General features: G+C 70.6%; 23 protein-coding genes. 9 read left to right on the top strand and 14 right to left on the bottom strand.

Annotated features, from left to right (window positions below):
• Positions 1–119: 119 nt before the first annotated feature.
• Complete coding sequence (locus tag AB0C75_RS18780; protein WP_362892099.1) at positions 120–572, top strand: hypothetical protein; 453 nt, start codon at positions 120–122, stop codon at positions 570–572.
• Between the two features lie 110 nt (positions 573–682).
• On the opposite strand, the gene AB0C75_RS18785 is transcribed toward AB0C75_RS18780, so the two are convergent.
• The 3 genes from AB0C75_RS18785 to AB0C75_RS18795 all read right to left on the bottom strand — a co-directional run bounded on the left by AB0C75_RS18785 (position 683) and on the right by AB0C75_RS18795 (position 2,544).
• Positions 683–1,642, bottom strand: coding sequence for an RNA polymerase sigma factor SigF (locus AB0C75_RS18785; RefSeq protein ID WP_362892101.1), 960 nt, complete (start codon positions 1,640–1,642; stop codon positions 683–685).
• Positions 1,639–2,052 (bottom strand): anti-sigma regulatory factor, encoded by a 414-nt coding sequence (locus tag AB0C75_RS18790; protein ID WP_362892103.1) that lies wholly within the window; start codon positions 2,050–2,052, stop codon positions 1,639–1,641. Before AB0C75_RS18790 ends, AB0C75_RS18785 begins: the two co-directional genes overlap by 4 nt.
• Positions 2,053–2,283: 231 nt before the next feature.
• On the bottom strand, positions 2,284–2,544 hold the full coding sequence (locus AB0C75_RS18795; protein ID WP_362892105.1) for a UBP-type zinc finger domain-containing protein: 261 nt from the start codon (positions 2,542–2,544) through the stop codon (positions 2,284–2,286).
• 68 nt (positions 2,545–2,612) lie between these two features.
• Between AB0C75_RS18795 and AB0C75_RS18800 the strand changes: the two genes are divergently transcribed.
• Positions 2,613–4,214, top strand: coding sequence for a Na+/H+ antiporter (locus AB0C75_RS18800; protein WP_362892107.1), 1,602 nt, complete (start codon positions 2,613–2,615; stop codon positions 4,212–4,214).
• A 16-nt stretch (positions 4,215–4,230) separates the two neighbouring features.
• Here AB0C75_RS18800 and AB0C75_RS18805 read toward each other — a convergent pair whose 3' ends face one another.
• The 4 genes from AB0C75_RS18805 to AB0C75_RS18820 form a co-directional block, all read right to left on the bottom strand.
• Positions 4,231–5,133: a pyridoxal-phosphate dependent enzyme gene (locus AB0C75_RS18805; RefSeq protein WP_362892109.1), complete on the bottom strand. Its 903-nt coding sequence runs from the start codon at positions 5,131–5,133 to the stop codon at positions 4,231–4,233.
• Between the two features lie 87 nt (positions 5,134–5,220).
• Positions 5,221–5,811, bottom strand: a complete 591-nt coding sequence (locus AB0C75_RS18810) for an N-acetylmuramoyl-L-alanine amidase (RefSeq protein ID WP_362892111.1) — start codon at positions 5,809–5,811, stop codon at positions 5,221–5,223.
• Positions 5,812–5,926: 115 nt separating this feature from the next.
• Complete coding sequence (locus AB0C75_RS18815; RefSeq protein ID WP_362892113.1) at positions 5,927–7,141, bottom strand: globin domain-containing protein; 1,215 nt, start codon at positions 7,139–7,141, stop codon at positions 5,927–5,929.
• A gap of 131 nt (positions 7,142–7,272) precedes the next feature.
• Positions 7,273–7,725 (bottom strand): Rrf2 family transcriptional regulator, encoded by a 453-nt coding sequence (locus AB0C75_RS18820; protein WP_362892114.1) that lies wholly within the window; start codon positions 7,723–7,725, stop codon positions 7,273–7,275.
• Between the two features lie 99 nt (positions 7,726–7,824).
• Here AB0C75_RS18820 and AB0C75_RS18825 point away from each other — a divergent pair, with 99 nt between their 5' ends.
• Complete coding sequence (locus AB0C75_RS18825; protein WP_362892116.1) at positions 7,825–9,252, top strand: FAD-linked oxidase C-terminal domain-containing protein; 1,428 nt, start codon at positions 7,825–7,827, stop codon at positions 9,250–9,252.
• 12 nt (positions 9,253–9,264) lie between these two features.
• Here AB0C75_RS18825 and AB0C75_RS18830 read toward each other — a convergent pair whose 3' ends face one another.
• Positions 9,265–10,275 (bottom strand): questin oxidase family protein, encoded by a 1,011-nt coding sequence (locus AB0C75_RS18830; protein ID WP_362892118.1) that lies wholly within the window; start codon positions 10,273–10,275, stop codon positions 9,265–9,267.
• Positions 10,276–10,495: 220 nt separating this feature from the next.
• Here AB0C75_RS18830 and AB0C75_RS18835 point away from each other — a divergent pair, with 220 nt between their 5' ends.
• From AB0C75_RS18835 to AB0C75_RS18850, 4 genes are all read left to right on the top strand, one after another.
• Complete coding sequence (locus AB0C75_RS18835) at positions 10,496–11,899, top strand: family 2B encapsulin nanocompartment shell protein (RefSeq protein WP_362892120.1); 1,404 nt, start codon at positions 10,496–10,498, stop codon at positions 11,897–11,899.
• A 133-nt stretch (positions 11,900–12,032) separates the two neighbouring features.
• The gene (locus tag AB0C75_RS18840) at positions 12,033–13,076 is read left to right on the top strand and encodes a family 2 encapsulin nanocompartment cargo protein polyprenyl transferase (RefSeq protein WP_362892122.1); all 1,044 of its coding nucleotides are present in this window, start codon (positions 12,033–12,035) and stop codon (positions 13,074–13,076) included.
• 102 nt (positions 13,077–13,178) lie between these two features.
• A complete protein-coding gene (locus tag AB0C75_RS18845; protein ID WP_362892124.1) occupies positions 13,179–13,772 on the top strand; it encodes a GNAT family N-acetyltransferase in 594 nt (197 codons plus the stop codon).
• 80 nt (positions 13,773–13,852) lie between these two features.
• Positions 13,853–14,521: a DUF6304 family protein gene (locus tag AB0C75_RS18850; protein ID WP_362892126.1), complete on the top strand. Its 669-nt coding sequence runs from the start codon at positions 13,853–13,855 to the stop codon at positions 14,519–14,521.
• 96 nt (positions 14,522–14,617) lie between these two features.
• Here AB0C75_RS18850 and snpA read toward each other — a convergent pair whose 3' ends face one another.
• Positions 14,618–15,289 carry a snapalysin gene (gene snpA / locus AB0C75_RS18855; RefSeq protein ID WP_362892128.1) on the bottom strand — a complete coding sequence of 224 codons (672 nt, stop codon included), beginning with the start codon at positions 15,287–15,289 and terminating at the stop codon, positions 14,618–14,620.
• 257 nt (positions 15,290–15,546) lie between these two features.
• On the opposite strand from snpA, the gene AB0C75_RS18860 reads away from it, so the two are divergent.
• Together AB0C75_RS18860 and AB0C75_RS18865 are read left to right on the top strand one after the other, a co-directional pair.
• The gene (locus tag AB0C75_RS18860; RefSeq protein ID WP_362892129.1) at positions 15,547–16,500 is read left to right on the top strand and encodes a LysR family transcriptional regulator; all 954 of its coding nucleotides are present in this window, start codon (positions 15,547–15,549) and stop codon (positions 16,498–16,500) included.
• Positions 16,501–16,635: 135 nt separating this feature from the next.
• Positions 16,636–17,517 (top strand): SDR family oxidoreductase, encoded by an 882-nt coding sequence (locus AB0C75_RS18865; RefSeq protein WP_362892131.1) that lies wholly within the window; start codon positions 16,636–16,638, stop codon positions 17,515–17,517.
• A gap of 36 nt (positions 17,518–17,553) precedes the next feature.
• Here the strand turns inward: AB0C75_RS18865 and AB0C75_RS18870 are convergent, their stop codons facing one another.
• The 5 genes from AB0C75_RS18870 to AB0C75_RS18890 form a co-directional block, all read right to left on the bottom strand.
• Positions 17,554–18,696 (bottom strand): hypothetical protein, encoded by a 1,143-nt coding sequence (locus tag AB0C75_RS18870; RefSeq protein ID WP_362892133.1) that lies wholly within the window; start codon positions 18,694–18,696, stop codon positions 17,554–17,556.
• A gap of 85 nt (positions 18,697–18,781) precedes the next feature.
• Positions 18,782–19,591: an aminoglycoside phosphotransferase gene (locus tag AB0C75_RS18875; protein ID WP_362892135.1), complete on the bottom strand. Its 810-nt coding sequence runs from the start codon at positions 19,589–19,591 to the stop codon at positions 18,782–18,784.
• A gap of 80 nt (positions 19,592–19,671) precedes the next feature.
• Positions 19,672–19,809 (bottom strand): hypothetical protein, encoded by a 138-nt coding sequence (locus AB0C75_RS18880; RefSeq protein WP_362892137.1) that lies wholly within the window; start codon positions 19,807–19,809, stop codon positions 19,672–19,674.
• A gap of 3 nt (positions 19,810–19,812) precedes the next feature.
• Positions 19,813–20,925, bottom strand: a complete 1,113-nt coding sequence (locus AB0C75_RS18885) for a radical SAM protein (protein ID WP_362892138.1) — start codon at positions 20,923–20,925, stop codon at positions 19,813–19,815.
• On the bottom strand, positions 20,913–21,356 hold the full coding sequence (locus AB0C75_RS18890; protein ID WP_362892140.1) for an ATP-binding protein: 444 nt from the start codon (positions 21,354–21,356) through the stop codon (positions 20,913–20,915). The genes AB0C75_RS18885 and AB0C75_RS18890 overlap by 13 nt, the downstream gene beginning before the upstream one ends.
• Positions 21,357–21,412: the final 56 nt, after the last annotated feature.

The raw sequence follows: 21,412 nt of genomic DNA on the forward strand, positions 1-21,412 counted from the left end.
CCCTGAAGTCCCGATCCACCGGGTCCATGACTGCTCACGCGGAGTGACGGGCCGCCCCCGGGGTGCCCGCTCCGGACCCGGCTTCGCATCCGGGCGCCCGGGATGCGAATCTGAAAGGCGTGAGCACTCAGCAGAACGCGCCCTCTCCGTCGCCGTCGGCCGGCCAGGAGAAGCCGGGCCGGATCGCCGCACTGGCCGCACTCAACGCGCTCGAAGGCGCGGCTCTCGTCGTCGGCGGGATCTACATGCTGGCCGTCGGACTGTTCGGCAGGCCCGACAGCATGCAGCAGGCCGAGATGGGTGGACTCACGCTGGTCGCGCTCGGTCTGATCCCGCTGTTCGCCGCCCGCGGGCTGCTGCGGCGGCGCAGCTGGAGCCGTGGCCCCGCGCTCATCACCCAGCTCATGGCGCTGCCGGTGGCCTGGACGCTGCTGCGGTCCCAGGGCGCCCTGATCCCGGCGGGCATCGTCCTGGCGGCGGTCGCCGTGACGTCACTCGTGCTGCTGTTCGACCCCACGACGCTGGCGGCGCTGGGTATCCGTCGGGGGCCGCGCACGACCCCCGACGCCTGACCCGGCCTGGGCGGACCCGCAGGGCCCGCTCATGGCCGGCCCTGCTCATGGCTCGCCGAGCCCTGCTCGTGGCTTGCCGAGCCCTGCTCGTGGCGGACGGGCCGGCCCTGCTACTCCTCGACGAGCAGCCGCTCGCGCAGCTGAGCGAGCGTGCGGGCCAGGAGGCGGGAGACGTGCATCTGGGAGATGCCGACCTCCTGTGCGATCTGCGACTGGGTCATGTTGCCGAAGAAGCGCAGCAGCAGGATCCGCTTCTCGCGGGGCGGCAGGTCCTCCAGCAGCGGCTTGAGCGACTCGCGGTACTCGACGCCCTCCAGCGCCTCGTCCTCCGAGCCCAGGGTGTCCGCGACCGCGGGTGACTCGTCGTCCGTGTCCGGGACATCGAGCGAGAGGGTGCTGTAGGCGTTGGCCGATTCCAGCCCCTCCAGGACCTCCTCCTCCGAGATGCCCAGGCGCTCCGCCAGCTCGTGCACGGTGGGGGAGCGGCCGTGCTGCTGGGAGAGCTCGGCGGTGGCCGTGGTCAGCGAGAGCCGCAGCTCCTGGAGGCGCCGCGGGACCCGCACCGCCCAGCCCTTGTCCCGGAAGTGCCGCTTGATCTCGCCGACGACCGTGGGGGTCGCGTACGTCGAGAACTCGACGCCGCGGTCCGGGTCGAACCGGTCGACCGACTTGATCAGGCCGATCGTGGCGACCTGTGTCAGGTCGTCCAGCGGCTCGCCGCGGTTGCGGAATCTGCGGGCCAGGTGCTCCACGAGCGGCAGATGCATCCGGACCAGCCGGTTGCGCAGTTCGGCCTTCTCCACCGAGCCGTCGGGAAGCTCCCGGAGCTCGATGAAGAGTGCCCGTGCGCCGCTGCGGTCGTGTGGATCGTGGTGTCCGTGCTCGCTCATCCGGCCGCCCCGCTCCGCCTGTGACTGCTCCGCCGCGGCCGGGCGCTCCTGGGCACCGTCGCCGTCCGCCCCGCCTTCCGGGTGCGGCCGGGCCTGCTGCTCCGGGAGGGCTGCCGGGCGCACCGGCCCCGACCGGATCGTCTCGTCCCGCACAGGACCGTCCCCGTTCCCGTCGCTCACGCCGACCCGGGTCCCGCGCCGCGCTGTTTGTAGAGGCTGATGCTGACCGTACGGTCGTCGGCGACCGTGGAGTCGACCTTGCCGGCCAGCGCGGAGAGCACCGTCCAGGCGAAGGTGTCGCGCTCGGGGGCGCGGCCGTCCGTCGTGGGGGCCGAGACGGTCACCTCGAGGGAATCGCCGACGAGTCGGAAGACGCAGCTGAGGACGGAGCCCGGCACGGCCTGCTGGAGCAGGATCGCGCAGGCCTCGTCGACCGCGATGCGAAGATCCTCGATCTCGTCGAGAGTGAAGTCCAAGCGCGCTGCGAGACCGGCCGTGGCCGTACGCAGCACCGACAGGTAGGCACCCGCAGCGGGCAGCCGGACCTCTACGAAGTCCTGGTTCCCGGGCTCGCCTGCGATCTGGGACACCCTCACCTCCAAGGTGGCACAAACTCGTTCGAGGGCTCCGGGACGCGTGCCCGGGGCCATACGGTCCGTCGTCGGTTCTCTGGTTCGGCGACGTTGTCGCGACCCATGATGCCGTGTCGCCGAGACCGCGACCCTATGATTACTCATGGTAAGCATATGAGTACACACAGTGGCTAGTGGTCTGCGGCGGTCAATTGCGAAGAACCGGCGCCGGTTTGACGTACCCAGGCGTCAGACGATCGAACCGTCCACGAAGCACCAGCGCCAGCTCTCGGCGCAATCGAAGCTGCGCATCACCGGATGGCCGGTCGCCTCGAAGTGCGCTGTGGCGTGCTTCAGCAGCGAGGAGTCGCAGCACCCCACATGCCCGCAGGCGAGGCAGAGCCGCAGCTGCACGAAGTGCGTGCCGGCCTTGAGACACTCCTCGCAGGTGTCGCTGAGCGGGGCGGGTTCGGGGCGCGGCAGTCCGGATACGTGAAGGCACTCACTCATGATGGCCACGTTACGACCGGGCGAGGTCGTTACGTCGGATGTGGGGACGCCGGATGTGAGGACGCGAGATGGACGCATTGCCGCTGGTGGCACTCGTGGCGGCAAGTGCGGCGGTCGCCGGTGCCGCCCGCCGTACACCGGTGCCCCCGCCGCTGCTGCTGGTCGCCACCGGCCTGCTGGCCTCCTATCTGCCGGGAGTGCCGAGCTACACGCTGGACGCGCACATCGTGCTGCCGCTGCTCCTGCCGCCGCTGCTGTACACGGCCGCGGTCGACAGCTCGTACCTCGACCTGCGGGCCAATCTGCGGCCGGTCGCGCTGCTCTCCGTCGGGTACGTCCTCTTCGCGACGGTCGCCGTGGGGTGGCTGGCCCATTTCCTCGTGCCGGACCTGCCGCTCACCGCCGCACTGGTGCTCGGCGCGGTGGTCGCCCCGCCGGACGCCGTCACGGCCGCCGCGATCGCCCGCAGGGTCGGGCTGCCCGCCCGGGTCACCACGATCCTCCAGGGCGAGTCCCTGGTGAACGACGCCACCGCGATCACCGCCTTCAAGGTGGCCCTGGCCGCCGCGGTCGGCGAGGGCATGAGCTGGGGCGCGGGGGTCGGCGAATTCCTGCTGGCGTCCGTCGGGGGCATCGGCATCGGTCTGGTGCTGATGGTGCCGCTGCACTGGCTGCGTACGCACCTCGGGGAGGCGTTGCTCCAGAACACCCTGTCGCTGCTGATCCCCTTCGCCGCCTATGCGGCGGCGGAGCGGGTGCACGCGTCCGGGGTGCTCGCCGTGGTCGTCGTCGCGCTCTATCTGGGGCACCGTTCCTGGCAGGTCGACTTCGCCACACGGCTCCAGGAGGCGGCCGTCTGGAAGATGATCGCGTTCGTCCTGGAGTCCGCCGTCTTCGCGCTCATCGGGCTGCAGCTGCCCTTCGTGCTCAGAGGGCTGGGCTCGTACGGCGTCGCCGAGGCGTTCGGCTACGCGGTCCTCGTGTTCGTGGCGGTGGTCGTGGTGCGCTTCGTCTGGGTGTACCCGGCGAGCTACCTGCCACCGTTGCTCTCCAAGCGCATCAGGAAGCGCGAGGGGCCGACGCCCTGGAGCTCGCCCCTGATCGTCGGCTGGGCCGGGATGAGGGGCGTCGTCTCGCTGGCCATCGCCTTCTCCATCCCGATGGTCGCGCACGACGGGGAGGCCTTCCCCGCGCGCAATCTGGTGCTGTTCCTGACCTTCACCACCGTCATCGGGACGCTGGTCGTGCAGGGGCTGAGCCTGCCCCTCCTGGTGCGCGTGCTGAAGCTGCCCGGGCGCAGCGCGCGCGACGGGACGCTGGCCGAGGCGCAGGCGCAGAACGCGGCGTCCACGGCCGCGGACGCCGCCCTCGACGCGTTGCTCGCCGACCCGCGCAACGCGTTGCCCGACCCGCTCCTGCAACGGCTGCGCGCCGTCATGGAGCGGCGCCGCAACGCCGTGTGGGAGAGGCTCGGCGCGGCCAACCCGGTCACCGGGGAGTCGGCGGACGAGACCTACCGGCGCCTGGCGCGCGACATGATCGCGGCCGAGCGGGAGGTCTTCGTACGTCTCAGGGACGAGCGGCGGATCGACGACGAGATGCTGCGGGCCCTGCTGCGGCGTCTCGATCTGGAGGAGGCCGCCGCCTACCGGGAGTCGGACGGCGCGTGACCGTGCCGCGGGCGGCTCACGACGGCTCGGGACGGCCGGTGATCACCGCGGTGACCGTGGACCCCGGTGCGAAGGCGCCCTCCCCGGCCAGCACGGTCAGCCCGTACAGGAGCTTGGCCACGTAGAGCCGCTCGACGGGCAGCCCGTGCCGGTCCTCGAAGTCGTCGGCGAAGGCGTGCAGCTCCGGTGTGGTGCGGGCGTACCCGCCGAAGTGGAAGCGCTCGTCAAGCGACCACCGCCCGGCCGGGGCGCCGAATGCCTCCCGCTGGAGGTCGCGTACCGCCGCTGCCAGGAACCCGCCGCGCAGGACGGGGACGCCCAGGGCGCGCTGCCCGTCGCCGAGCCCCGCGGCCAGTCCCGCGAGGGTGCCGCCCGTGCCGCAGGCGACCGCCACCGTGCCGGTCCGGCCGCGCAGTTCGCGGCCGAGCGCTGTGCAGCCCTGTGCGGCGATTGCGTTGCTGCCGCCCTCCGGGACGACCAGGCACTCCCCGAAGAGGCTCAGCAGGCCGTCCAGGGTGTCGGGGGAGGCCTTCGCGCGGTAGGTCGCCCGGTCCACGAAGTGCAGACGCATGCCGTCGGCCGCGCACTGTGCGAGTGACGGGTTCAGCGGGCGCCCTGCCAGCTCGTCGCCGCGTACGACACCGACGGTGGGGAAGCCCAGCAGACGCCCGGCGGCGGCCGTCGCCCGGAGGTGGTTCGAGTACGCCCCGCCGAAGGTCAGCACCGTACGCCCGGCGGCGGCCCGGAGGTTGGGAGCGAGTTTGCGCCATTTGTTGCCCGGCAGGTCCGGGTGGATCAGGTCGTCGCGCTTGAGCAGCAGCGCCACGCCGTGCTGTGAGAAGCGCTCGTCCTCGGCCGGCTGCAGGGGTGAAGGGAGCACCGGCTGCAGCCGGGAGAGGTCGAGCGCTTCGCCGGTCATGCCCTCATTGTGTGCTGTCCGGGTCGCGTGCTGCCCGGACGGTGTGCTGCCCGTGTGCTGTCCGGATCGGCTGCCGTCGGGTGACGTCTACTTCAGCCGGTCATGGACGCGGCCCCGCATACCGGGCATCGAGAAGCCGTGTGGATCGATCTTGCCGGGCTGCCACTCCAGATGCCCGATCACCGAGGGCGCCTCCCACTCGTGGAAACGGCAGACCGCGGCTGCCGCCGCCTCGATGGCTTCGCGCTGGACGGCGGGCCACGGGTCCTCCCCGTCGCCGAGGTTCTCGCACTCGAAGCCGTAGAAGTGCCGGTTCCCGTCGGTGACGGCCTCGTTGACCGCCGGGAGCCGCTTCTCGGCGATGACGGAGCGCAGGACGTCGTCGTCGCCGAGGCCGGCGTGGTTGGTGCGGCCGTAGCCGACCAGATGGACCCGGCCGTCCTTGGCGATGACACCGTGGCAGAGCGGGCCGGGCAGGTCCGTGCGGCCGTCACGGCAGATCTCGACGGTGCGGTCGGTGCCCTTCGTGGCGGTGTGGTGCAGCATCACACCGTGCACCGGCCCCCAGGGGCCCTTGTGGCTGCGGGTGTGGGTGCTCCAGTCGCCGACCTGGACGACTGTGAGCCCCTCGTTCTTGAGGGCCTTGACGAAATTGCTGGCGGACATGGGTGAGGACATGGCCGACTCCTTCGCTGGCAGGGGAGCGTGTCCGTACAGCGCTTGTACCGGAACATGAGGCTCCGGTAAACCTGTACGGACCCTGTTCGCGTCGTGTGCGATTTGATCCGGACAGTCAGTCCTGGGCCAGCCACAGGTCGGGGCCGAACACCTCGTAGTGGATGTCGGCCGACGCCACTCCCTTCGTCAGCAGCTGCGAGCGTACGGCGCGCATGAACGGGAGCGGGCCGCAGAGATAGGCGCGGGTGCCGGGGGCGACCGGAAGGGTGTCCAGGTCGACCGTGCCGGTGCGGTCGGCGGGATGTCCGGGCTCCGGGGCCTCGTACCAGAAGTGCGCGGAGGCGTCCGGGAGCTTTCCGGTGAGCGCCGCGTGGTCCGTGCGCAGCGCGTGGTCGGCGGGCGACCGGTCGCCGTGCACCACGGTGACGGGTGAGCTGTGCCCCTCCTGCGCCAGGTGATCCAGCATCGACAGGATGGGGGTGCAGCCGATACCGGCCGAGGCGAGGAGCAGCGGGACGTCGGAACCGTCGAGCACCAGGTCGCCGTACGGCGCCGAGACGCGCAGCCGGTCGCCCGCGCGCAGCCGTGCGTGCAGGTGCGCGGAGACCTCGCCGTCCGGGCCCGTCCCGCCGCGTACTCGTTTGACGGAGAAGGAGCGCAGGTCCGCTTCGGGCGCTCCGGGCGCTCCGGGCGCTCCGGTGAGACTGTACTGGCGTATCTGCCTGGCGCCGTCGGGGAGTTCCACCTGTACGGAGACGTACTGGCCGGGCCGGAAGGCGGGAGCGGGCGCGCCGTCGGACGGGACGAGCCGGAAGGTGGCCACGTCGGCGGTGTCCTCGGTGCGGGAGGCCACCGTCCACTCGCGCCAGACGTCGCCCGCCGTCACTCCCCGCTGTGCGTAGAGCCGTTCCTCGATCGCGATCAGGGCGTTGGCCATCAGCCAGTAGACCTCGTCCCAGGCCGCAGCGACCTCGGGGGTGACGGCGTCGCCCAGCACCTCGGCGATGGCGGCGAAGAGGTGGGTGTGCACGATCTCGTACTGCGGGGCGGTGATGCCCAGGGAGGCGTGCTTGTTGGCGATGCGGCCCAGCATCACATCCGGCCGGATGTCCGGGTGCTCGACGAGCTGGGTGGCGAAGGCGGCGATCGACCCGGCGAGCGCCCGGCGCTGGGTGCCCGAGGCCTGGTTGCCCCGGTTGAACAGGTCCCGGAGGAGCTCGGGGTGGGCGTCGAACAGCTTCCGGTAGAAGAGGTCGGCGATGTCCCCGATGGCCGCCCCCACGGCGGGGAGTGTGGCTCGGACGGTGGCGGTCGATGTCTCGGAGAGCATCGGTTGACTCCTCGGGTGTGAGGGCGGACCGCGGTGCGGTCGCCAGTTAATTGGCATCTTGGATGCGTATTTTCAAGCGGCGTGAACCGCCCGGCACGCGCGGGGCGTGCGTGGGGGCGGGCGCGGGCGGATCAGCCGGGAGCGGGGCGGCCGCGACTGATGCCGATCAGCAGCGGGCCGGTGGGGGAGGAGACGAGATCGCCGACCGTGAGCGGGTCGAGAGAGGCGTAGAACGCCTCTTCGGCCCGGCGCAGTGCGGAGCGGAGCACGCAGGCGGAGCGCAGGGGGCACGGCGTGCTGCCCTCGCATTCGACCACCTCGGCCGGCCCTTCCAGCTGCCTCACCAGGGTGCCGATCGAGGCCGAGCGGCCGGCGGTGGTGAGGGAGAGCCCCCCGCCCCGCCCGCGCCGCGCGTCGATCAGACCGAGGTGCTGGAGGCGGGCGACGACCTTCGCCGCGTGGGTGTACGGCACCTGCATGGTGGCCGCCACCTCGCGGGTGGTCGGCGGGTCCTCGTTCTGCTCCGTGACGGTCAGGCGCATGAGTACCCGGAGCGCCACGTCGGTGAATCTCGTCAGCCGCATGACGGCAGGCTATTTAAGTTGCATATGAGATGCAACTTAGGGCGCCCGTTACGTCCGCGACCGGCCGCGTCATCATGGAAGGGTGCGGCCTCGCGACGGATGCGGGGTACGCGTGGGCGAGAGAGGTGGTCAGCGGCCGTGCCGAAGCCGAACGCAGCCGACGGAATACCGGCGGACAAGGTCATCACCGACCCGGACAGTCTGGGCCGCTACGCGCACGACGAGGCGGAGTGGGCCCCGGCGGGGCTGCCCCTGGCCGTCGTGCGGCCCCAGGACACCGAAGAGGTGCGGGCCGTCGTCGCGTACTGCGTCGAACACCGGATCCCGGTGATCCCACGCGGCGCCGGTACGGGCCTTTCGGGCGGGGCCAACGCGGTGGACGGCGCGGTGGTCCTCTCCTTCGAGGACATGAACCGGATCCTGCGCATCGACCCGGTGGAGCGCATCGCCGTCGTCCAGCCGGGCGTCGTCAACGACGATCTGCGTGCCGCGTGCGCCGAGCAGGGCCTCTGGTACCCGCCGGACCCCGCGAGCTCGCCCTGGTCGACCATCGGCGGCAACACGGCCACCAACGCCGGAGGCATGTGCTGCGTCAAGTACGGCGTGACCCGCGACTACGTACTCGGGCTCGAAGTGGTCAACGGTCTCGGTGAAACCGTGCGGGTCGGCAGGCAGACCGCGAAGGGTGTCGCCGGCTACGACCTGTGCGGTCTGTTCGTGGGCTCCGAGGGCACCCTCGGCGTGATCACCGAGATCACCGTGAAGCTGCGCGGCGCGCGGCCCGCCGAGCGCACGGTGGCGGGTTTCTTCGACTCGGTCGTCACCGCCGGCGACGCGGTGAGCCGGGTGAGCGCCGCGGGCATCGTGCCCTCGGCGCTCGAACTCCTCGACCGGCACTGCCTGAAGGCCGTCGACGAGTGGAAGAACATGGGGCTGTCGTCGGACGCGGACGCGATCCTGCTCGGCCGCGTGGACACCCCGGGAGCGGCGGGCGACGCCGAGGCCGAGGCGATACGGGCCTGCTTCGCGGAGGCCGGCGCGGCCTGGGCCGAGGTCTCCACCGACCAGGCGGAGGCGGACGCCCTGTTCCAGGCCCGCCGGCTCGCCTATCCCGCGCTGGAGCGACTGGGGCCCGTGCTCACCGAGGACGTGGTCGTGCCGCGGTCCCTGGTGCCGCGGATGCTCGCGCGCATCGAGGAGATCGCCGGCGCGCACGACGTCCTCATCGCCAACATCGCCCACGCCGGGGACGGGAATCTCCACCCCCTGATCATCACCGAGCCCGGCGACGACGCGGCCAGGGCGCGCGCCCAGCTCGCCTTCGACGACATCCTCGACGCGGCGATCTCCTTCGGCGGCACGGTCACCGGTGAACACGGCGTCGGCCTGCTGAAGATGGGCGGCATGGACCGCGAGGTGGGCCCCGTCAACCTCGCCATGCAGCGTGCGGTCAAGGCGGCCCTCGACCCCCACGGCATCCTCAACCCGGGCAAGGTCGTCGTGTCGGGAGCGCCGCTCGCGCACTGACCGCCCGGGCCCCTACCGCAGGGGTTCGCTGAGCTCGACGGCGCGCAGAGCCGCGGCGAGCGCCCGCTCGTCGCCGATGTCCAGGGCCGTGTCGGTCAGCTTGATGACGTGCTCGTCCCCGTGCGCCAGGGCCCGCTCCACGACCTCCTCGGGCGTGACCCGCCCCGGTGGTACGTACGCAACCGGGGCATCCGGCGCGTACATGGCGGTCACCGCGGCGGAGGCCGTCCAGGCGGCCCGGAGGCTCGGCACCCACAGGGCCCGCGGGAGCGCGGGGAGGGTGCGCAGGACGGCGTTGGGGGCGGTGGCGGCGTGGACCAGCATCGTCTCCTGGCCGTGGCCGTGTGTGGCGTACCGGTGGGTGGCCGCCCGGACCAGTTCGGCGAGCCGGTGCCGCGCATCGGCCGGGTCCGTGACGCCGGTGGCCCACACCGGAAGACTCCTGACGCCGCCGAGCCGGGCGGGGAAGCCGCCCGTCCGTTCGGCGACGGGCTCCACGGCGTCGAGAGCCGCTTCGGCGCTTTCGGCGCCGGGCACGGGGACGAGTCCCGTGACGGGGTGGTGGCGGGCCGCCCAGTAACCAAGGCCGTGGGCGAGTTCGGTCAGCCGCGGTTCGGTGACATCGCCCGCCAGGAGTGTGCGTACGGCATGCCCCACGCGGATCACCGGGTGCGTCGATCCGCCGTACATGCCGGGCAGGAGGCGGGGCCACCACAAGGCGAGCACCTCGCGCCAGGGGCGCTCGGCGAGCTCGCGGCCGAAGTGTCCGATCCAGTCGGCCGCGCGTCGCGGGTCGCCCAGGGCCTCGCGCCAGTCGGCGTCCGTGACCGGCTCCACGCCGTCCGGGAACTCCTCGAGCCTGGACGCGTAGACGTCGAGCCAGCGGTGCACGGCCGCCGCCTGACCGCGGGCGGCGAGGGCCTCGACGGCCATCGGTGCGTGGTTGGTGAGCCGACCGAGCCGCTCGGGACCCGAGGTGTGCAGCCGCTGGAGTGCCTCGTCGAGGGTGCCTGTCGTATCCATGGCGAGAACGCTAGGCAGCTGTGCGCGGCGCCGTAACGGGCGGAGGTCCCAGGCGGCGGGCGGGCTGAAGTCCTAGGTCCGATGGCGTGGTTGTGCCCGGGCGCGGGCAATGTTCCCGTCCCGGGCCCGATTAGTCACACTCTTTTGTGTAATAGCGCGTCGTGTCCTTCAGCTGGAAGTCTTCTTCTCGCAGGTCAGCCCATGATCGAGAGGATGTCGGATGTCCGTTGGTGAAGAGGTTCGCGACACGCAGCCGCCGCAGCAGAGTCTCGGCACAGCGGCTGCGCGGAACCTCGCGACGACGACCAAGTCCGCCCCGCAGATGCAGGAGATCACCTCGCGGTGGCTGTTGCGCATGCTGCCGTGGGTGCAGGTGCAGGGCGGCACATACCGGGTGAACCGGCGGCTGAGCTATTCGGTCGGGGACGGCAGGGTGACCTTCGTCCAGACGGGGGACCGGGTCGCGGTCATCCCCGCGGAGCTCGGCGAACTCCCCGCCCTGCGCGATTTCGGCGACGAGGAGGTCCTGTCCGAGCTGGCGCGCAGGTGCGAACAGCGCGATGTCGCGGCCGGCGAGGTGCTCGTCGAGTCGGGCGATGCGGCCGACCGGGTCCATCTGCTGGCCCACGGCAGGATCGAGAAGATCGGAGCCGGCCCCTACGGCGACGAGACGGTCCTCGGAGTCCTCGCCGACGGCTCGTACTTCGGCGACCAGGTCCTGCTCGATGCCGACGCGACCTGGGACTACACGGCCCGCGCGGTGACCGCCTGCACGCTCCTGACCCTGCGCCGGTCGGACGTGCTCAATCTCGCGGCCCGCGCGGACTCGCTCCGCGACCATCTCGCGGGGCTGCTGGCCATCCCGCACCAGCGGACCAACCACTACGGCGAGGCGGAGATCGACCTGTCCGCGGGACATGTGGGGGAGAGCGTCGTCCCGCACACCTACGTCGACTACGAGTCGGCGCCCCGTGAATACGAACTGAGCGTCGCCCAGACCGTGCTGAAGGTCCACAGCAGGGTCGCCGACCTCTACAACCAGCCGATGAACCAGACCGAGCAGCAGTTGAGGCTCACCGTCGAGGCGCTGCGCGAGCGCCAGGAACACGAGCTCATCAACAACCGGGAGTTCGGCCTCCTCAACAACTGCGACTACGGGCAGCGGCTCCAGCCCCACGACGGAGTGCCCGGCCCCGACGACATGGACGAACTGCTGTCGCGGCGGCGTGGATCGAAGCTGTTCCTCGCCCATCCGCGCGCCATCGCCGCGTTCGGCCGCGAGTGCAACAAGCGCGGCCTGGTGCCGGAGAGCGTGGAGGTCGGGGGACACCACGTGCCCGCGTGGCGGGGGGTGCCGATCTTCCCGTCGAACAAGATCCCGGTGACCGACGCCCGCACCACATCGATCATCTGCATGAGGACCGGTGAGGCGGAACAGGGCGTCGTCGGGCTCCAGCAGACCGGCATCCCCGACGAGCTGGAGCCGAGCCTCTCGGTCCGCTTCATGGGCATCGACGAGCAGGCGATCATCTCCTACCTCGTCACCGCGTACTACTCCGCCGCGATTCTGGTCCCGGACGCCCTCGGCGTCCTGGAGAACGTGGAGGTGAGCCGCTGGCGGTGACGCGCTCCCCGGGGCCCGGACGGCGGGGGCAGGGGCGCGTTGCGAAACACGCCCCTGCCCCCGCCGCCCGGACCCGGCAGGCCGAGGCCGCGACCAAGGCGCCCCGTGGCGCCCGGAAGGAGTGACCGTGACCATGACCAGTACGGATGCCGCGATGGAGGGGCACAAGGCCGCCGCGCTCCTGGAGCACACGCGTAACGCCGTCGACCCGCACCTCAGGGCGGCCGTCGAGACCCTGCCCGGGGCGATCCGCCGGGTCGCCCTGTACCACTTCGGCTGGCAGGAAGCCGACGGCACTCCCGCCTCCGGGCAGGCCGGCAAGGCCATCAGGCCGGCGCTCGTGCTGGCCGCCGCCCGTGCGCTGGGCGGGGACCCGGAGGCGGCGATGCGGGCGGCGGTCGCCGTCGAACTCGCGCACAACTTCACCCTGCTCCACGACGACGTCATCGACGGGGACACCACCCGGCGGCACCGGCCCACGGCCTGGGCGGTGTTCGGTGTGCCCGACGCCGTCATCACCGGTGACGCCATGCTCTCCCTCGCCGTGAGACTGCTGGCGGACGACCCGCACCCGGCGTCTGCACAGGCCGCGGTGCGGCTCTCCAGCTGTGTCATCGAGCTCTGCGCGGGACAACAGGCGGACTGCGCCCTGGAGGACCGTGGTCCCGACGACGTCACGCTCGACGAGTGCTTGGCCATGGCCATGGCCAAGACCGGAGCTCTGCTCGGCTGCGCCTGCGCCCTCGGCGCGCTCTACGCCGGAGCGGGGGAACACGCGGTCCGCGCCATGGACGGCTTCGGCCGGGAGGCGGGTCTCGCCTTCCAGCTCATCGACGACCTGATCGGCATCTGGGGTGACACGTCCCGTACGGGTAAACCGGTGGGTGCGGACCTGACCGCCCACAAGAAGTCCCTTCCGGTGGTCGCGGCGCTCACCTCGGACACCCCGGCCGCCGCCGAGCTCGCCGCGCTCTACCAGGGCGCCATGGAGACGGCGGGGGAGGTCGGAAGCGCCGCCGACGCGGTCGACCGGGCCGGCGGTCGGGACTGGGCCCAGTCCACAGCCGCGGACCGGATGGCCAGGGCGGTCCACCATCTGTCCCGTGCGGTACCCGCGTCGGCCGGCGGCGGAGATCTGCTGGCCCTGGCCGAATTCGTCACTCGCAGAACCCACTGAATCAGGGTCGCCCGTGACCTGCCCCGAGGTTCAACTCTAGGATTCCGTACGTCGGTTGGGAGCAAGGACCAACTCCACGGGACGAAGAGGGCGGTGCCGGTCATGGGCGTACGAGTACGGCAGGCTGACCAGCGGGACAGGGACCGGATCGTACGGATCCTGGAGGAGGCGTTCCACCACGATCCGGTGAGCAGCTGGGTCTTTCCCGACGAGGACCACAGGCGCGCGGTGCACGGGAAGTTCCTCGGGGTCTTCGCCGACGTCGCGCTGGACAACGGCCGTGTCGACCTGCTGGAGGACGGCGCGGCGACGGCCCTCTGGCTGTCCGTTCCGGCGGGCGCGCCGGAGGGCGAGGACGACACCCCCGCGCTCATGCGGGAGACCGCGGACCCGGACAACGAACGGGCCGAGCTGGTGGGGAGACTGACCGGCGCCGTCCATCCTCATGACCGCGCCCACGCTTATCTGCTGATGATCGGTGTCTCTCCGGAGCGCCAGGGGGAGGGTATCGGCGAAGCGCTGATGAGAGGGGTTCTGGAGCAGTGCGACCGGGAGGGGACCCCGGCCTATCTGGAGGCGAGCAGTCCGCGCAGCCGCGTTCTGTACGAGCGCCTCGGCTTCACCTTCATGGGGCGGACCGTCGACCTCCCCGAGGGCCCGCCGATGTGGCCCATGTGGCGTGAGCCCCAGGCCTGATGACGGGGCCCGGACGCCCGGGACGCTGAAGGGGAGGGCGCCGGGGGGAGGACGCGGGGGCACGGCTACAGTCCCTGCTCATGACAGATGAGTCGTGGGCAGGCTGGTACCGGGACCGCGATGGTTCCGAGGCGGTCATTCTCACCACGGACGGGCAGCAACTTCGTATCCGCGTCCGGGGCACGGACTTCGAGGGCGATAGCTTCGACCGTCTGGCCCCCGTGACGGGTGTGCCGGTCGCGGAGGGGTTGTTCGCCCTGGTGGACGGGGTACTCGACGACTGCGTCCTGGAGTGGGACCTCCCGGTCCCGGTCCTCGTGTCCGGCACGGCCCGCCACACCACGCTCAGCTGCCTGCTGTCCCTGCGCAGGACGGACCCGGATCTCTTCCTGGCGCTCCATCTGGACGGGGCGGTGTACGAGTCGAACCGTGCCGAGGGTGACTTCGCCGCCGCGCTGGCCACGATCCAGCGGATCCTGCCCCCGGACGTACATCTGCGGACATGCATAGCCTGCGCCTTCTCCGACTACTTCCCGGCCCCGGTCCGCGGTCTGTCCGGCGGGCTCGCCTGCTTCCGCGGCGCGAAGGACGCCTACCGTGATGTGGTGGGCGGGGACGATGTCGCAGGCCTCTGGGACCGGCGCACCGGATTCGTCCAGGAGATATGGAGCTGCCGGGAGTTCGAACCCCGTCCGGCGCACGGCGCGGGCACGGGGCACCGGGGCGCCTTCCCGCTCGAACTCGCCTGACGACCCAGGGCCCATTGACCCCGCCGTCCCCGAGGGGCCGCCCCGCTCATGCGGAACGGCCCCGGTGTCAGGACAAGCGTGCCAGGTCGTGCTGTGTCAGGACGTGGCGCGGGCGAGGGCGCCCACCAGGCCGTTCTGCCAGAGGGAGTTCACCTGCGAGCTCTCCGTGGCGTTCGGGTAGGAGTTCGTGCAGGACGGGCCGGGACCGCCGCCCGACATGAGCTCGCTGCACGGGCCTTCGTAGTGGTCCGGAAGTCCCAGCACATGCCCGGTCTCGTGGGTGGTCACCCGGGTCGAGTCGTACTGCTCGTTCTGGGCGTAGTCCAGGAACACGTATCCGCTGCCGTGTCCGTCCGTGCTCGCGTACGAGCCCCGGGCGTCGTTGCCCTCGCGGTAGTCGAAGTCGGCGTTCGAGCCCTCCTGCAGCTTGACGTTGCTGACGGAGCTGTTCCAGATGCTGGCGGAGCTCGCTATCTGGCTGCGGAAAGTGGGGGCGTTGGAGGCGTTGTAGACCACGGTGACCGCCTGGGCACCCGGGTGCGCGGCCCGCTTCTCGGCGACCGACTTCATGACGGCGTCGAAGAAGGCCTTGTTCGACGCGGCGTTCTCGGCCGACCCGGCGTAGGCGGCGTAACCGGCCTGCGTCGCGGTCACCGGAGCGGTGGGGGCGTGGGACGGGGCGGCGGCGACCGCGGGGGTGGCGCCGAGCGCGGCGACGAGGCCGAGGCCGGCCACGGCTGACATGACAGCTGTCCTGGGGTGACGCATGGGGGGTGTCTCCTACCTGTCCGATGAACCCCGTCCGGAGGCCGGACGGGGAACGGGTGGGGGGTACGGACAGAGTGTCGGGGCAGCCGGGCCCGCGGCGGATGATGTCAACCGGTGATAGCGCCTCCCTATCGCCTCGACAGCGAACACACAGAATCCGCACGTGCCGGCTCGCCCCGACACCCTCTGAATCGGCCTGGTTGATGGCGGTTGGGGCATCTGGTGCTCGGCGTACGAACAGCCATACCCTCGCGGTCATGGAGCTCGAGGTGAGGCACCTCAGGGCGCTCTGCGCCATCGCCGACACGGGCAGCCTGCACCGGGCCGCGCGGCGGCTCGGCGTCAGCCAGCCCTCCCTGACGACCCAGCTCCAACGCATCGAGAAGACCATGGGCGCGGAACTCTTCCGCCGTGAGAGGACCGGCTGCCGGCCGACCGTCCTGGGACGCGCGGTCCTCAGCCGCGCCCGTCCTCTGGTGGACGGCATGTCCGTCCTGATCGGCGCCGCGACGGCGGAGGCCGAGGCGGCCAGAGCCGGCGGCCCGGGTCTGCGCATCGGATCCACCGCGAGCCGCGTCATCGGCGGTTGGCTCCGCGGACTGCGGGTACGGCTGCCCGGCACCGACATCTCGCTCCGGGTGGATGTGTCGGCCAAGGCGCTGCTGGGGGCGGTGGCGGCCGGCCGGCTCGACGTGGCCTTCGTGCACGAGGTGGAGGGCTTCCCGCTCGCCGTCCCGGACGGACTGACCCAGCGGGTACTCCTGGAGCGTGAACCGCAGTTCATCTCCCTGGCCCGGGACCATCCGGCGGCCGGACGGCCGGTGGTGGACCTGGACGACCTCGCAGGTGACCGTTGGATGGTCGACCCCTCGGTGGACGGTGAATGGGACGGCGTGCGCCGGGTGCTCGGGGCCGCGGGCCTCGACCCGCCCGTCCTGCACGGCGACTACCTCACCGCCGCGTCCCTGGTCGTCCTCGGCGAGGCCGTCGCCCCGTGCCAGCCGACCTCGGGCCCGCGCGAGGACATGGCGATCCGCCCGCTGCGCGGTGACCCGCTGGCGGTGCGACTGCTGCTGGTCTCCCGTCCCGGAGCGGACACCGGCGCCGTGTACGAGGAGCTGGAGGCGGCCTACCGCGACGCGGCGCGCCGGGCAGAGGCGTACCACCGATGGCTGCTGCACCACCGCAGTCCGCTGGCCCACCTGTCATGAGCGCCGGGGCGGCACGACCCCGCCGCCCCGGTCGCGCGTCACTCCCTGTCGCGGGTGAGGTTGTTAGCGTGGCCCGATGACCGAACAGCTGCCGCACCTCACCGAAGTGACCATGCGGGAGAAGGGTGGGGCGCGATGATCAGCCCACTCGTCGCGGTGACCGGTGCGAGCGGGGCCGTGGGCGGCCGGGTGGCCGCGCGGCTGGCCAGGACGGGTGTCCCCGTGCGTCTCCTGGGCCGTGATCCCTCACGGCTGCCCCGCCTCGCCGGCACCACCGCCGCGCCGCCCGCCGATTACGGCGACGGAGAGGCGATGCGCCGCGCCCTCGACGGCGCGCACACGCTCTTCCTGGTCTCGGCGCACGAGAGCCCGGACCGGGTGATGGCGCACACCACAGCGGTGGACTCCGCACTGGCCGCAGGCGTCGAACGCATCGTGTACGTGTCGTTCCTCGGGGCAGCGCCGGACGCCACATTCACCTTCGCGCGCGACCACTGGTACACGGAGGCGCACATCCGGATGACCGGCGCACGCCACACTTTCCTGCGGGACAGCTGGTATCTCGGCGGGATCCCCGGGATGACGGGCGCCGACGGCGTCCTGCGCGGTCCCGGCGGCGACGGACGGGTCTCGGCGGTTTCCCACGACGACATCGCGGACTCGGCGTCAGCGGTGCTGCTGGACGAGTCGGACACCCACGACGGCGCGACGTACGACCTCACGGGCCCGGAGGCGTTCACCCTGGCAGAGGCCGCGGGCGAGCTGAGCCGACGTACCGGCCGCGCGATCCGGTACGTGGCCGAGACGACGGAGGAGGCCTACGCCTCCCGCGCCCACTACGGCGCCGAGGACTGGGAGCTGGAGGGCTGGGTCACCTCGTACGAGGCGATCGCGGCCGGCGAGCTGGCCACGGTCTCGGACGCCGTCCGCACCCTCACCGGACGCCCGGCGCAGAACCTGGCGACGTACCTCCAGCAGAACCCGGACAGCTACAGCCACCTCCTGCCGGGCTCCTGAACGGGGCGGCCACCCTGTGGAGCGCGATGCGACGGCTCAGTCGTTCCTCTGGGGGGTCGGCAGGAGTGGGCGGACGGAAGTGGCTGAACCATCGGAGCTGGAATTGCGGACTTCGTTCTCCGACGCGGGCTCGGGTATGGGGGCCGTGAGGCGTGGGAGGTGCCGCAAAGCGATGGGGATTCTGCCTGTCGTCAAGTAGGGGGTCTGGACCACGAGGTAGATCAGCGGAGCGAGGAGAATCAGGTAATCGGCGCTGAGCCCAAGGGCCCTGGATCCCGCGATCAGCCCGAGCCCGGTGAGGAAGGCCAGGAAGTGGGCCATGACCATCCGCCACGGGACGGGCCCCTCTACGGGCACGGACGCGGCAGGCGCACATTCTGCTGAGGGAACCATGCTCAAGGGCTCCTGGCGGCCAAGCGCTTCAATCAGGTGCACGATGTGCTGGGCAAGCATCGTTACCTTGGAACGATCACGAAGACTGGCTACGAATGCGCCCTCCAGCTGCTGGGACATGCCAGCACATTGTGCCAACAAGGCTGCTCGCGGTCCTGGTTCATGTGAGACACCGAATTGGGCGTACGTGATGAGCGCCGCGCTGAGCCTCTTCACGTTCCTGCCGAGCTCTGCCGTCGTCACGGAGGTTGCTTGGCAGTCGTCTGCCTGGGTCTGGCAGGCCACGAGAGTGCTCACGGCAGCCCACTGCGCATAGGCAGGGGATCGTCCTCGTCTGACAGCTACCAGGTCCAGCTGGACGTAACACGCCGTGAGCAGCAAGAACGCATACGACGGTAACCATATCTCCAAGGCCATGTCCCAGCGGTGCTCCACGAGCGTGGTGAGTAATGCACCGGTGCCGATGGTGGTGAGACACAGGAGAAGGAGGGAGACGGAGACCACCCGACGGCCCCGCTCGGCCAAGTCCCAGACCTTCAGTTCGGCTTCGCCCCACTGCGTCGGATGTTGGACTCCCATCCCGTCCAGCGCGCCTTCGGCCTCGTTGATCAGATTTTCTACCCGTGAGGCCGTGCGGTCCCGCAGAAAGGACCATCGGTTGAGCAGTCGTCCTGGCATTCTGACGGGACGTGCCACGAGTGCGAAACCGAACAGAGTCGCAGTGGGGATCGCCACAGTCGCCAGAGCTGACACGGTCGCATAAAAGAGAATGAGAAGTTTCAACACCGATCCATTTCAGTCCCTGCGGGGTACTCGGGGCAATGCGTGCGTTCCGGGGGAAAGCCCGGACTCAGTCGGTGACCCTTGGATTTCAGGAGCGATTGCTTCGGTGCTGTTGCCAGAGCCGTGCGGCGTCGAGCAAGTGTCTTGTCCAGTCATCTGGGGCGGATCCTGCGATCTCTTCCCAGAGGTTCGCGCTGGCGTGGGCGAATGCGTTCACTGCGCGGGGTGGTGCCGATGTCCAAGCGGGAAGAAGCGCGACCGACTCTTCTGCGGCAGGTGGTGTGTGGCCCGCCGCGATGAGCCAGATGATCCAGTGGGCGGGATCGAGCCAGGCGGCTCCGCGGGTGGCCCAGCCCCAGTCGACGAGGTGGGCCCGGTCGCCGGTGATGAGAACGTTGTGGTTGTTCCAGTCGGTGTGGAGCAGCGCGTTCCCTGCAAAAGCTTCCGCGTCCGCGGCGTCGGCGACGTAGTTGGCCAGACGTTGTTCGGCGTGCCGGAGCTCGATGCCGGGACAGGGGAGAGAGGCGAGCTCTCGGAGGGCCCCGGTGACCCTGGGCAGGTCGGGGGAGCCTGGGGAGTAGTCGGCATGGTGGCCGGCGATGGTCTCGAAGCCGAGGACGTCCCAGCCGTCGGCGATGACGTGGAAGAGCAGGCGCGGGGCGAGCGGGGTCACGTACGGGTTGATGTGCGCCTCACGTTGCTGCGTCCAGACCCAGCGGTGGTCGGCGCGCAGGCCCTTGAGGAAGACGACTCCGCCGGTGGTGTGCACGAACGCGGAGAGGGAGCTGTTGAGGCCGGCACAGACGTTTTCGATCCTGAGGATCGGTCCGGTCTCGGCCTCGATGGCGATGCGCGCGCCAGAGGGGAGACCGTCGAAGGTGATGGAGGGTGCGGGCATGGCCGTCAGGTTTCCAGATCTACCCGCCAACGGGGGCTTCCGGTGTAAGTGCTGCCGGAAGCCCCGATTGACGGGTGCGGTTAGTTGTACGGGTTGTCGTCCCCGCAGCCGGGGGTGGTGGCCACAGCGAAGGCGTCCACGTCCTCGATGAGCATGATCTCCACATCAGGCTCGGACGGCGGGTGGATGGGGGCGATCTCAACTGCTACGGCGGTCATGGTTCAGCTCCTTGTTGTCGCATGTTGGCAGTACCTGTCCAGTGGTGCCTTCGCCGCCTGGTAGACCTTGGCCAGCGGCCGACAGACCCGGCAGGTGCCGGACAGTTGGCAGCCGGTGCAGCCACCGGTGCGAAGCATCAGGGAGTCGGCGATGTCGCCCAGGCGGCTCAGGCCCTGGACTCCCGTGGTCATGAGGGGGATCGCTTCGTCGCGGCCGACCTTGCAGATGGAAGCCATGCCGTGCGGATCGACGTGGAAGAAGGTGTGGCCGGCGTTGCAGCCGTTGAAAGGATCACGATCTGCGAGGTGGTCCGGGGCCTGGGTAGCGAGGGTTTCCGCGCCGCCGTAGATGGTCGGCGACATGTGGGTGTACTCGCGGTACGGCAGCCGGTAGCGATCGGCGAAAGCGCGCATCAGGTCGGCTTCATGAGCGTTCTGTCGCGTGATGATCAAGGCGAGGTCGAGGGGCAGTCCGGCTTCGTGGGCTGCGTCCAGTCCTTTGACGAACATGCGGTACGCGCCTCGGCGCCGGGTCAGCCCGTCGTAGGAATCCGAAGTGGCGCCGTACAGGCTGAGTGTGATCCGGTTCGGCCTCAAGCGGGTCAGCAAGGCGAGATTCCTCGGTGTGGCAAGGCGCGAACCGTTGGTGAGGATCTCGATCATCATGCCCAGTTCGTACGCCAGCCGGTACGTCTCGGGGAACAGCTTGTCGATCATCGGCTCACCGCCCGTGAGCTGGAGCCAGAGCACCCCGGAGTCCCGGATGGCGTGGAGCAGGCGCTCACGTTGCGGCCAGTCCAGGCCGGCGAATTGCTTCAGGCCGAGGTAGCAGTGTTCGCAGTCGTAGTTGCAGCCGAGGTTCAGCTCGTACGAGGCGCGCCCGTATCCGTAGGGGGACCGGCCGCGGGCCAGCACAGTCTCTTCGAGACGTCGGCCGCTCAGATCGATTTCCCAGGCCTTGCGGGCCACGTCGGCCAGCCAGACGGGCGCTGCTGAGGTGCTTGGCGCGGTGCGCAGTTCCTCGTACCGGTGAACAGGAAGGCGTGCTGCCTTCGGGCTGCCCGGCCGTACGAGGAGGTGGTGGTCGAGATACGGGGCTGCGATCAGCTCGTGCATACGGACTCCTCGTTCGGGCTGCTGAGGACCAGGCGGGCCCAGACGGTCTTGCCGATCGGGTGACGGTCGTGGTGGCCGGTGTCTTCCGAGAGCGCAGAGACGAGAAGCAGGCCCCGGCCGCCTTCGTCGTCCTCCCCGGCCTTGACGGGGTGGGGAGGGGTGCGGCTGGCATCCGAGACTTCGACCAGGCAGCGCGGGCCGTCAGCGGTCAGCCGTACTTCGAACAGGTGCCCTCGTCTGCCGCCGTGCTCGACGGCATTGGCAGACAGCTCTCCGCAGACGAGAACCACCCGGTCGATGTCCTCCTGACCGAATCCCCAGATCGCGAGCGTTCTGGAGACGAGGCTGCGGGCCAGGGGCACGCATTTGCGTACCGGGCTGAACTGCATCTGCCACCGCAACGGGGTGGTCTGTCGGTCGTGCGTCGTCATCGCGTGCATCGTGTCCCCTCGTCGCGGGCGGGCTGTGGGACACAGTTCACCGCTGC

It is taken from the genome of Streptomyces sp. NPDC048565 (assembly GCF_040650935.1).
Lineage (GTDB): Bacteria > Actinomycetota > Actinomycetes > Streptomycetales > Streptomycetaceae > Streptomyces.